At 32.6% G+C, this 12,442-nt stretch carries 11 protein-coding genes and 1 riboswitch; of the genes, 3 read left to right on the top strand and 8 right to left on the bottom strand.

Translation table 11 applies throughout. The features are described from left to right. Positions 1–70: 70 nt before the first annotated feature. Positions 71–634 carry an RBBP9/YdeN family alpha/beta hydrolase gene (locus tag ACNMOQ_RS01855; RefSeq protein WP_416350185.1) on the bottom strand — a complete coding sequence of 188 codons (564 nt, stop codon included), beginning with the start codon at positions 632–634 and terminating at the stop codon, positions 71–73. 247 nt (positions 635–881) lie between these two features. On the opposite strand from ACNMOQ_RS01855, the gene ACNMOQ_RS01850 reads away from it, so the two are divergent. Then, positions 882–1,802 carry a nucleoside hydrolase gene (locus tag ACNMOQ_RS01850; protein ID WP_017000209.1) on the top strand — a complete coding sequence of 307 codons (921 nt, stop codon included), beginning with the start codon at positions 882–884 and terminating at the stop codon, positions 1,800–1,802. Between the two features lie 138 nt (positions 1,803–1,940). On the opposite strand, the gene ACNMOQ_RS01845 is transcribed toward ACNMOQ_RS01850, so the two are convergent. Both ACNMOQ_RS01845 and ACNMOQ_RS01840 read right to left on the bottom strand, forming a co-directional pair. Then, positions 1,941–3,323, bottom strand: coding sequence for an amino acid permease (locus tag ACNMOQ_RS01845; RefSeq protein WP_017000208.1), 1,383 nt, complete (start codon positions 3,321–3,323; stop codon positions 1,941–1,943). Positions 3,324–3,558: 235 nt separating this feature from the next. Beyond that, positions 3,559–4,752 (bottom strand): CynX/NimT family MFS transporter, encoded by a 1,194-nt coding sequence (locus ACNMOQ_RS01840; RefSeq protein WP_064211788.1) that lies wholly within the window; start codon positions 4,750–4,752, stop codon positions 3,559–3,561. 113 nt (positions 4,753–4,865) lie between these two features. On the opposite strand from ACNMOQ_RS01840, the gene ACNMOQ_RS01835 reads away from it, so the two are divergent. Then, positions 4,866–5,423, top strand: a complete 558-nt coding sequence (locus ACNMOQ_RS01835) for a helix-turn-helix domain-containing protein (RefSeq protein WP_135021628.1) — start codon at positions 4,866–4,868, stop codon at positions 5,421–5,423. 54 nt (positions 5,424–5,477) lie between these two features. On the opposite strand, the gene ACNMOQ_RS01830 is transcribed toward ACNMOQ_RS01835, so the two are convergent. Continuing rightward, positions 5,478–6,335 carry a fructosamine kinase family protein gene (locus ACNMOQ_RS01830; RefSeq protein WP_147640799.1) on the bottom strand — a complete coding sequence of 286 codons (858 nt, stop codon included), beginning with the start codon at positions 6,333–6,335 and terminating at the stop codon, positions 5,478–5,480. Positions 6,336–6,541: 206 nt separating this feature from the next. Between ACNMOQ_RS01830 and ACNMOQ_RS01825 the strand changes: the two genes are divergently transcribed. After that, on the top strand, positions 6,542–7,174 hold the full coding sequence (locus ACNMOQ_RS01825) for a phosphatase PAP2 family protein (RefSeq protein ID WP_017000204.1): 633 nt from the start codon (positions 6,542–6,544) through the stop codon (positions 7,172–7,174). Between the two features lie 299 nt (positions 7,175–7,473). On the opposite strand, the gene ACNMOQ_RS01820 is transcribed toward ACNMOQ_RS01825, so the two are convergent. The 4 genes from ACNMOQ_RS01820 to ACNMOQ_RS01805 all read right to left on the bottom strand — a co-directional run bounded on the left by ACNMOQ_RS01820 (position 7,474) and on the right by ACNMOQ_RS01805 (position 12,439). Continuing rightward, positions 7,474–8,709, bottom strand: coding sequence for an acetylornithine deacetylase (locus tag ACNMOQ_RS01820; RefSeq protein WP_416350184.1), 1,236 nt, complete (start codon positions 8,707–8,709; stop codon positions 7,474–7,476). A gap of 20 nt (positions 8,710–8,729) precedes the next feature. After that, positions 8,730–9,407, bottom strand: coding sequence for a thiaminase II (gene tenA, locus ACNMOQ_RS01815; RefSeq protein WP_064204625.1), 678 nt, complete (start codon positions 9,405–9,407; stop codon positions 8,730–8,732). Between the two features lie 70 nt (positions 9,408–9,477). Next, positions 9,478–9,586: riboswitch (TPP riboswitch) on the bottom strand. Positions 9,587–9,650: 64 nt separating this feature from the next. Further along, positions 9,651–10,370 carry an epoxyqueuosine reductase QueH gene (locus ACNMOQ_RS01810; RefSeq protein ID WP_070045182.1) on the bottom strand — a complete coding sequence of 240 codons (720 nt, stop codon included), beginning with the start codon at positions 10,368–10,370 and terminating at the stop codon, positions 9,651–9,653. Between the two features lie 152 nt (positions 10,371–10,522). Then, positions 10,523–12,439 carry a PTS beta-glucoside transporter subunit IIBCA gene (locus ACNMOQ_RS01805; RefSeq protein WP_416350183.1) on the bottom strand — a complete coding sequence of 639 codons (1,917 nt, stop codon included), beginning with the start codon at positions 12,437–12,439 and terminating at the stop codon, positions 10,523–10,525. Positions 12,440–12,442 lie beyond the last annotated feature (3 nt).

Genomic DNA, 12,442 nt, shown 5'->3' with positions numbered 1-12,442 from the left:
TATATAAGCAGTTATAAACTTTATTTAACAAAATAATCCAACGCCCTCGGCAATAGCTGAGGGCGTTTTTTTATTCTTTATTCAATATTTCTTCTACATAATACTTAACTTCAGGAAATGAATCGTAACCATCTTCTTCACAAAAATGACCGTCATGATGCTTTTTAAATACTTTTGCATCTAATCTTTCTGCCAATGATTTACTTAATGGATAAGGCACTGTAGGATCTTTCGTTGCACCTATAATTACTCTATACGGTACTATGTCTTTAATTTTCTCATAATCTACATTTATTGATTCTATAAACCCATCTAATTCAGGAATTTTTGTTATCTTTTCATCAAATCCTGCAATGAGTACAAGACCTTTTATGTTAATATCACTTGTTTCATTAGATATCATATCTAATACAGTGATTACTCCTAAACTATGAGCTACTATAATATTTTCACCACTAGATAAATCTATATTTTCTTTTAAAGTTTGTGACCATTCTTCTAGCTTAGGTTCTGTAGAATTAGGAAAATCAATTAAATGGCCATCTACCTCTGGAAATTGATTTTTTAACCAATCAAACCAATTTTTTTGGCTATTGGCGTTATACCCGTGTGCTATATATAAATGTTTACTCAATTAAATCACCTTCCAATGAATAATTCTTGCATATCAAACCTAGTATCGCCATTAGCATACCACCTACAGGAAATATGAGCCACCAAAAACTCGATAAAAACTCCCAACCATTCATTACTCTCTCATTTGTAGTATTAATAGTAGCTAATGTTAAAACAATCATATTTTGGTGAAATCGCTTTATACATATAAAATTATATGGTTTGTTATAATTATTAGTATAGATATTTTACAAAGGAGTGGGATTATGACAACACCAATTATAATTGATACCGATCCCGGTATTGATGATATTATCGCAATTTCAGCAGCTTTAAATTCACCAGAACTAGATGTTCGGTTAATCACATCTATTGGAGGAAACGTTGGAATTGAACATACGACTAGAAATGCAATTGACATTGTAGATTACTTTAAGAAGGAAGTACCTGTAGCTAAAGGTGTCAATAAACCTTTATTAAACGCTTTATCTACGGCTGAATATGTACATGGACACAATGGTATTGGTAATTATGAATTTAATACTTCACAACGTTCAAATATTTTAGAAGACAACGCTGTAATTGCTATGAGAAATGTGATTATGCAGTCTGATGAACCTATTACATTAGTTCCAATAGGACCATTAACAAATATTTCTCTTTTATTTTCACTTTTCCCAGAAACGATTGAAAATGTAGAAAAAATAGTGTTAATGGGTGGCGCAGCTGTCGGTGGAAATGCTACGCCCGTAGCGGAATTTAATATATTCGCTGATCCTCATGCTGCTCATATTGTATTTAATCAAGATTTACCTATTGTGATGTGTGGATTAGATGTCACAAGAGAAACGATGATTAACCAAGATGATGTTGAACGTCTTGCTCAATTAGGTGATTTTGGAAAAATGATTACGACGATGCTCGATGTATACAACGATTCAAACTCTGGAGGTGCAAACCAACACATTATTCATGATCTTAGCACAATATTCTACTTATTGTATCCAGAAATTTACGAAACTAAAAAAGCAAATATTTCTGTTATAACAGAAGGACAAGCAGAAGGTTGTACATATACTGAATTTAATGAAGATGGTTTAGTAGATGTATGTATACATGCAGATAACGAAAAATTCAGATCATATTTTGTTGATTTTGTAGAAGATATTTATAAAGAATTTGGATAAATAAAAATGGACACTACAAATCTCACATATTAAATAAATGCTCCTAATCCTCGAGTAAAATATACACTGGATTAGGAGCATTATGTTGAGTAAGGAATTCTACCTTATTCTCTTTTTTATTTTAAATATTTATGAATTTTAGTATTCTCCTCTATCGACTCTATGATGGCCTCTTAAGAAATAAATAACTGTCATCAGTGATAAGAAGACAATACCTATAATAACTGATACTCTTGTTTCTGCATTAAATAACATACCTATCAATACTAATACAAAGAAAGCTAATGTTATATAATTTGTGAAAGGAGCGCCAGGCATTTTGAATGGATGTCCATCTAATTCTTCTGGATGATTTTTTCTAAATCTAATATGACTAAGTAAAATCATAAACCATGGCACCATACCTGGTAGTATAGACGCACTATATACATAAACGAATATATTTTCTGAGCCATCAATAATTAATGGTAATACGATGTTTAAAATAACACCTACAAAAATACCAACTGAAATTGCTAATACTGCAAAGAATGGTACACCTGTTCTCATAACTTTTGTAAATATGCGAGGCATTTGTCCTTTTTGAGCAAGTGTATAAACCATACGACTTGAACTGAAAATACCTGAGTTACAACCTGACATCGCTGCAGTAATAACAACAAAGTTAATTAATCCTGCTGCTATTGTAATACCTACTTTAGCGAATGTTGCAACGAAAGGACTACCTACATTTCCTAATTGGTCCCAAGGATAAACAGTTACGATTACAAAAATTGCACCTATGTAAAAGATTAAAATACGCCAAATTACGCCGTTTACTGCACTTTTAATATTTTTCTTAGGATCTTTTGTTTCTCCTGCTGTGATCCCTATTAATTCCACACCTTGATAGGATCCGACAACCATGGATAGTGCAAAGAAGAAGCCAACTATACCTTTAGGGAAAAATCCACCGTGTTCTGTTAAATTACTTAAACCAATTGCATTTCCGCCATTACCAAATCCAAAGAATATAAGCCCGAAACCTGCAACTATCATTAAGATAATTGTGACTACTTTAATCATCGCAAACCAGAATTCAAACTCTCCAAAAGCTTTAACTGACACTAAGTTTGCAGTTGCTAAAGTTAGTACAACGATAACACCTGGTATCCATGTTGGTAAGTCTGGCCACCAATACTGCATATATTGACCTACAGCTATTACTTCACTCATACCTACTACAATCCACTGGAATATATTACTCCATGCAGTTACATATCCTGCTACTGGATGTAAATAATCACTTGCATAGTTTGCAAATGAACCTGTTGTTGGGTATAAATAAACCATTTCTCCCATAGCTCTCATGACTAAATATAAGAATAGCCCTGCTACTAAATATGCAAGTATTGCTGATGGTCCAGTCCATAAAATAGTGCTTGAAGCACCCATAAACAGACCTACACCAATTGTTCCACCAAGCGCTATCATCTGCACTTGACGAGAACTAAGACCCCTTTTTAAATGATTGTCTTCCATCTTTTCGTGTCACTCCCATACCTATTTACCAATTTTAAGTTTATTTTTTAAACTGCATGGGACAATTATACTATAAAGAGTGAGAAATAAAAGTATAACCAGAAAGCGTTTTCCGATTTATGTAAAAAATGTGGTGCAATGTTCATTAAATTGTAATATTTACCATAATTATTTTATTTATGTAAACAAAAAGATTACTCATACTATCTGTTGAGCAATCTTTTAAATTCATATTTTATTTAGTTTGTAAAGTTTGTTCTATTGTTCTATTACGTCCTGCTTGTGAACCAAAGAACATAATTAACAATGCGGTAAATAGTAAAACGCCAAATGATGTATTCCAACTGCCTGTAGCGTCATGTAATATTCCGAAGAACAATGGACCTATAGCGGCGAATAAATAACCAACAGCTTGAGACATACCTGATAGCTTAGCAGCTGTGTATCCATGTTCTGTTCTTAAACCAAAGAACGTGTTTACTAGACCAAAAGCTAAACCGCTCGCTATACCAAGTAAGACGATGCCTATAATCGCCCACTCAGGTTTAATCATTAACGATAAAATTCCTAGTACAAACAATAACCCTGTAATAAATGTGATTAAAAATTGTGATTTCATTTTTTCAGCAAATATTGGTGTTATAAATGTTAATGGTATAATTGCAAGCTGTAAAATTGATAGATATATACCAGCCGCATTTATTGAGATACCATTACTTAATAAAAACTCTGGAAGCCAGTTTATCAATGAATAAAATATTAATGATTGTCCACCCATTAATAACGTTATTTGCCATGATAATGGAGATTTCCAAACATTTATATTAGCATTGTTTTGTTGAGTAGAAATTTTTTCATGTTTTTTTAGTTGAAATGACCAAATAATAATACCGAGTAATGTAACGACTCCTATTAAACTAATCGCAAAATTATAATTAAAACTTTTCACTAATGGAGCAGTTACATATGAAGAAACACTACCAAATATATTCATCGTAACAGTATAATAACCAGTCATTATACCTATACGTAATGGGAAATTCATTTTAATAATACCTGGTGTGAGTACATTTCCAAAAGCAATACCTACACCTATAAGTAGTGTACCTATGTATAACCAAGATACGCCTGTAATTGCTCTTAATACAATACCTAGAAAAATTAATATTAAAGCACCAAATACTGTACGCTCTAAACCAAATCTATGACTGATCTTAGCCGCAAATAGTGAAACTACTGCGAAAGATAATAACGGTAATATTGTAATAACACTTACAGTAGTATTAGATAAATCTAAACTCTCTTTAATAGAAGGTAATGCAATACCTACAGAAGTAATAGGCGCTCTTAAACTTGCTCCTATAAGCAAGATTCCTATAAACAGCATCCAATTCGTTTTTTTATTATGTTGCCTTAAATCTTCTGACATAAAACATTCTCCTATTTTATATTTTCTGTTATAATGTACAAAACGTTCGTTATAAAGAACAAATCATATTGTACAGTACGTTCATTACATTGTAAACAGGAGTTGTTTAATTAATGCAAAATAACATCCATACGATTGTTGCACATAACCTTTCACAGTATCGAAACAATCAGCAGCTAAGTTTAAGTACCGTTTCAAAATTAACAGGTGTTAGTAAGACGATGCTTAACCAAATAGAAAATGGTCAATCCAATCCAACGATTACAACACTATGGAAAATAGCCAATGGTCTACACATACCTATATCAGATTTAATCTCTAATAAAAACGAAAATATTCATTGTATTTCAAAGTCAGACATCATACCTATTTATAATGAACATCAAACTGTTATTATTTATCCTTACTTTCCTTTTAATGTTGATAAACAATTTGAAATGTTCAACATGGAATTAGAAGAAAATGCTGAAATGCATTCAGAAGGCCATCATGTAGGTTCAGAAGAATATATCATCATACATAATGGTACGTTAGAACTTGATATTAATGGGATGACCAATACTATAACAAAAGATGATGCTATACATTTTTATTCTGATGTACCCCATACGTATCGTAATGTTGGTAGTGAACGCATTCACTTAACAGCTAGTATTCAATATAAAAAATAAACTTTATACATAAAACCCCTTCACTACTTTATTAGCGAAGGGGTTTTAATTTACTTAATCATTTAATATATCTTTCATTGTACGGTTCACACTACCAGCATATAGGCTACCAAATTTAACAAGGTGTACCATTAATAAATATAGCTCATAAAACTTTATACGTTCATTAGCGCCTTTACTTAGAGGTAATGCTTCATTATAAGCATCATAAAAGTCTTGTGTGAAACCTCCGAATACTCGTGTTGCGCCTAAATCAAATTCTCTGTCCCCATATAAAGGAGATGGGTCGAATAAAGCTGGTTTTCCGTCTGTTAAGAACATGTAATTGCCTGCCCATAAATCCCCATGTAATAACGAAGGTTTACTAGTGTGTTGTTCTAATTCTTCTAATATCGTTTCACGTACATTTTCGTAAGTGTCTAATTCGTCTTGTGACCAAAGTCCTCTATTCATAATTTCATCGCGAAGTTGATCAAGTCTTTGATGAACAAATAGTTCTGCCCATGTATCTTTCCAACCATTTTCGAATGTTATATCACTGCCTTCATAAGGCGTATCAAATCCAAATTTACCATTAGGTTCATAGTTACTATGCAATTTCGCTACTAATTGTCCTAATTCTTTCTGACTTCCAGACCGACCTTCTTCTAAGAAGTTCAGTAGTAAATACGCATCACCATTAATTTCACCATGCGCTTCTACTATAGGTGCTCTGACACCAGCCGCTTCAAAAGCTTCTAATCCCGCTATTTCGGCTGCATAAAAATCTTCTGAACGATTTTGTTGTACAAGTAAGAAATAGTCACCCTCTTTACTTTCAATTTTATAAGCGTCGTTCACATCACCACCACTTACTGGTGTTATTTTTTGTATATTCTCTATCGGTAATTGAGATTGCCAATCTTTATTCATGAAAATGCCTCACTTTCTCAAATTTATCATCATATATTATTAACTACCCTTTTTGTTTAAGACAAATCTAGGTCATCATGTGCAATGCTAATTAGTATCTAAAGAGACTAGATTATTAGGTCGTCCTAAAGTTGTATTGTGCTAAATGTCTATCTCATTTAAAATAGTATTAATGTACAAAATACACAGAAGGAGCTTTATGCATCTTGAAGAAGGATACAAAGTTAATCATATCTTACTCTATTATTTTCATTATATTACTTGCTAGTGTACTAACACGATACATATATCCTCTTGATTATGCTGTTCACGATTTTATTGAATCAACAGCAACGATATTTAGATTAAACACTTATCTAACTGTTATTTCTTTTTTATTTTCACCTTCTCATGTTGTTATTATGATAGCAATAATGTTGATTGGCATTTACTTTTATAAACGAACAGTATTTTCAACCTATACCATATTTGCTATAACATCACTTGTAGTTGGCACAGCCTTAAAATATATTATCCAAAGGCCAAGACCTTCAGAATTTATAGATGGCTTTAGCTTTCCTAGTTTACATACATTAACTTTATTCGTAGCTATCTTTATTGCTACATGCTTCTACGATAAAGCAATTGTAAAATGGATATTTGGTATATTAATTGTTTCTATGATGTGTTCAAGAATGTATTTAAACGCTCATTTCTTCTCAGATACATTCGCAAGTTTAATCATTGTCCATTCAATTTATATAATCGTAGTTAACATGCAAAATAAAATTAAAGATAAACGTTTATTGGAAGAAAATAAGAGCAATAGTAAAATTCAAAACAACCAACAACAAAGCTAGTGTATAAACCCATAGCTCTAAAAAAGTCTACTAGTCCGTTAATTATAATTTAATGGATTAGTAGACTTTTTATGTATATACGATTTTGAAAGTGCATGTTAGCTTAAGGTGTTGCTCGACCCAGTAGTCTCTCACTCATACTATTCCTCCGGTCGTCAGCACTTTGCAAAATCGTTTAAGGTGAAATATATAGCGCTAACGTGCTTGTTTATAGTCACTAGCTAGTTAGAATATGTAACGGGCTAGTCTTTTATTTCTTGCACGTTAGAGCACCCACTCTCTTCTAGTTTATTTCACTTTTATAATTTTTCAGGGTTTGAATACCATTCTTTTAAAAATTGGTATAATACGTCGCTAAAGTTTTCTAAGTCTTTTATTTTTATCTTTTCGTTTACTGAGTGTGCTTCTTTTAGCTCTCCAGGTCCATACAATATTGTTGGAATGTCAAAATAATTCAACCATCCTCCGTCTGTCACGGTCGTACTGATTCCCTGTTGTAGCTGACTTTCCATAACTTTCTCATGTGCTTTTGCTAACATTTTGAGTCCTGGGTGTTCTGTCGGTAACGTGAAACTAGGAAAAATCTCACCTTTGTCTTCGATCATGGAAGATCCGCCCCATTCAAATTGTAACGGGTTATCTCTCAACCAAATGTCCGCTTCTGCTACTTTATTTAAATATGATTCGATTTCTTCAACAACTTCTTGGTAATTTTCATTCGGTAAATAATGCACCGTTATCCATAATCGACATTGGTCTGCTATAAATGCAGGGTGACGCCCTCCTTCAATAACGGCTGGGTTAATTGTTGTTGTTCCATTTGGCATATTTGGATATTGTTTCATAACAGACCAATGTTGTTCTAATTCTTGCAATGCTTGTATTATTTTGCTCATTTTTTCTATTGCACTTGCTCCAAATAATCCTCCACCAGCATGTATCATCTGTTGTCTAGCACCATCATGTATGGTTTCTTTACTTTGTACAGTTATCCATCCAGTTATTACGCCACCTTGACCTTGTGCTATTTGATTACTAGTATCTAATACTATAGCTAAATCGGCTGCTTCAATTTGTTCGCAAGCTGTCTTAGTACCTGCTTCTCCTACTTCTTCACCTACTACAGATTGAATGATAATATCGCCTTTCGGTTGAATATCTTCTTTACAAAGTTTTTCAATCACATATAATAACGTTCCAAATCCACCTTTCATGTCACTCACACCACGACCATATAAATATTCATCTGCTTTCGTTAACTGAAATGGAGGATGCAACCATTCTGAAGCATCTCCAACTTCTGCTACATCTACATGACCATTTAAAATCAATTTAGGTGCATCTTTGTTCGTTCCTCTCAACACCGCATTAATGACACTATCATTCTCATATAATGGTATGCGTTCTATTTCAAAATTAAGTTCTTTAAGTAAATCTTCAATGTCATCTTGTAATGGATCAGTGTTGCGAGCAGGAGGACTTTCAGTATTAAACTTGATGAGCATATCGATTAAATCAAAATGTCTTTGGTTCATTTCTACTACCTGCCTTTAGTTTATTTTACTGGCACTGACCACGTTTCTAAATTCTCAGCCATCTCCCAGAACATATATTCATAGTAGCTCGTCTTTACGACTATATTTTCTAATCGCGCTAATTCTTCTTCAGTCTTACCTTCAGCTACTTTATCCATTAATTCAATACAATCTTCTTTAAATAAAGTAAATTCGTCAGATGAATACATTTTCACCCATTCTCCGTAAAGTGGATGATCTGTTGCTCCTTCAATATTTGCTAGTTTCAAACCAATATAATTATAGCTCCATGTACAAGTTAAAATAGCTGCAATCACATTTTCAATTCCACCTTGTTGAGCTAAATTCAGCATATAGCTTGTATATGCTACAGTAGTTTCTGCTGGTTCTGTTTCTTGTAGCTCCTCTTCAGAAATGTCGAATTGCTTAGCATATCCGCGGTGTAAATCCATTTCTGTATGCAACGTTCCATTTGCCAAATCTGCGTACGTTGTCATCATATTTAAGTCTGTAGATTTAGATGCTCCTATTAAAAATAATCTCGTATACTCAATTAAATAAATATAATCTTGCCTTAACCAATGTTTAAATTTTTCTTGTTCCAACGTACCTTTACCTAACTTTTCAATAAATGGATGTTCTAAATAAGATGCCCAAATTGGTTCGACACGCTCAAATAATCTTTCTGTAAATTTCATGGTATTTTCCTCCTTAAGAATATAAAAAAAACGCTATTTTCCATTAGAAAATAGCGTGTACTCACATACAGATAAAGTTACGCCACTTTCCTACGCTAGTATCATCTAGATCAGGTTCAAGGAATTTTAAAGTTAATCTTTAATCTCAGCCTAAAAATAAGGCACTTCCAGTGGTTTCTTCGTATATTTAATTAGTTCGTAACACCAACATACATTCTTTTTATATTTTTTGCAAATTTCAATTTATTCACATGACTTTAAAAATGCTTTAGCACTTTTATTCACTTCTTTAAAATCAATACCTTGTTGCATAGCTGCAAATACACAACCACAATAGCATTGTCTAAAAATATCATATTCCTTACACATCGTAATTGATCTTTCATATCCTTTATTCTTCTTAAAATCACTCGGTAAATAATGAACATTATAAATACTTTGTACTTCCATACCTAATTCATTAATCAATTGAGCGTTTTTCTTAGGTGACAGTGTTAAAGCACTCGCAAAATAGTCATAGCCTAAGTTTACAGCCGCTTCAGCAACAAGTTCTAGACGCATTTCAAAACAAGCAGTACACCTTAGACCACCTTCATTCTCATCAGCAAGTTCTTTATCCTTTACCATTTTCATAAATTTATGTGGCTCATATGGCGCCTCTATATATTTGACATTCGTATTCATTTTCTCATTAAAAGCTGTAACAAAATCTTCTTGAACCTTAGCTCTTCTTTGATACTCAGCTTTAGGATGAATATTAGGATTCGCAAAATAAATCGCAACATCAGCATACTCCGTTAACAACTCTAACGTATAAGTACTACAAGGTGCACAACAACTATGAATTAAAATACTAGGTCTTTCCTCTTGACGCTCCCAATCACTTATCATTTTTCTCATTACTCTATCGTAATTAATCTTTTGATTTTTCATCTTATCAATAATGTTATTCGCAGCAATCAACCTCAACACTCCTTATGTTAAAAATTGTAAAATATATTTTATTTTATAACAATCAGTGATGAGAGGCAATTGTGTTAAGGTTGGATATGCGTGGGTATTAGCCGCAAAAAAGAGATTCTTTTATTATCTCAAGAACCTCTTTTTAAATATATTTATTTTAAATTAAGTTCTGCTATTCGCTCGTTATTATAGACCAATCCTTGTTTAAGTAATTTTAAATGGTTAACTTTATCAACACTATTAGTAACAACTGTGATAATAGTCGTTTCTTTATTTAATTCTATGATTCGATTTCTATCCATTTTAGCAATTAATTGACCTGGTTTAACAACTTGTCCTTCTTTAACATTAAGCTCGAATACATCTTCTTTAATTTCAACTGTGTCTATTCCCATGTGCACTAAAATTTCTAGTCCTTCTTCTGTTTCAAAGCCAATGGCATGTTTAGAATCTGAAATTAAAGTAACTCTACCTTTTATTGGACTGTATATCTCATCAATTTCTGGTATTGTACCAAAACCTTCACCCATCATTCGTTGAGAAAATACCGGGTCATTTACATCTGCTAAGGATATTATTTTTCCTTGTGTAACACTGTTTAACATTTCAGGAATTTTATTCTTGGTTTCTAACTCTTCATCATCTAATTCTGATTGATTTGTACTTTCAGTTACTACATTGGTAACTTTTGATACGCCAAATACATTTGTAATAATGAATCCTAATACAAATGTAGCAATACCAACAATTACATAAGTTAATAATTGGCTAAAATCATATATATACATAAGTGGTGATAGTATAACAGCTAATCCATAAGAGTTTGCTTGTATATTTAATAAAGCGAGAACTCCACCACCTAAAGCCGAACAAAGTAGCATAATACTTAATGGTCTAATTCCACTACGAAGTACAACACCAAACAACGCAGGCTCGCTTACACCTAATAATTGTGTAATTGTTGCACTTATACCTGCAGTTTTAAATGATGCTTTTTTACTTCTTAATGATAATGCAAGACATACACCAGCATTAGAAAAACCATACATAGCTGCCAAAGTGATAAGTGGATTAAATCCAGTTGAAGCTAATAACGAAGTTTCTACAATAATAAACATATGGTGCAATCCAGTCATAACAGCTAAAGGATATAAAAAGCCAATCAATAATCCACCAAATCCAAATGGTAAATGAATAAATGATTTAACTACTGTAATACCAAGTGATTCTATACCATGTACAATCGGTCCCATAATAAATAGTGAGAAAATCATCATTAATAATATAACGAAAAATGGTGTGAATATTAAATCTAATGCATTTGGCATTATCTTTCTTAGTCTTTTCTCAAGCTTTGCACCAATTATTCCTGAAAACAATGCAGTTAAAATACTTCCTTGATATCCTACGATAGGAATAAATCCACCAACCATTATAGGATCAGTATCTCCACTTGCTACATCATAAGCGTTTGGTAATGCCGGCGATACAAGCATAAGACCTATTAAGAAACCAATAATTGGGGTCCCACCAAAGGTCCTAAACGCACTCCAAGCTATAAATGCAGGCAGGAATGCAAATGCTGTATCAGTCAAAACAGTTATTAATGTTTGTATATAGTTGGGTATCATTTCAGGGCTGGCACCGAAAAACCCTAAAACTGACTCATTAAAGACGACTCCTTTAAGACCTAGGAATAAACCTGTAGCTCCCAACACTGGTATAATTGGTATGAATACATCCGCTAATAATCTAATTGCACGTTGAATACTTCCTTGATTCTCATTCTTCATTTCATCCTTCGATGTTTCCTCAAAATGGTTTGCTTTTGATATTTCTTCATACACATTATTAACTATACCTGTGCCTAAAATAATTTGATATTGACCACCAGTATAAAAAACACCTTTTACTTCTTCTATCTCTTCAATTGCTTCATCGTTTATACTTTTTCTATCTTTAACTGATAAGCGTAATCTTGTAGCACAATGTGTAACACTTTCAATATTATCTTCCCCAATTTCATTTACGATGCTATGAGCGATATTTTCATATTTATTGTTACTCATAAT

Source organism: Mammaliicoccus lentus (genome assembly GCF_947036595.1).
GTDB lineage: Bacteria > Bacillota > Bacilli > Staphylococcales > Staphylococcaceae > Mammaliicoccus > Mammaliicoccus lentus.
Note: the sequence above shows the minus strand (reverse complement) of the source record. Positions and strands in the feature narration are given on the sequence as shown.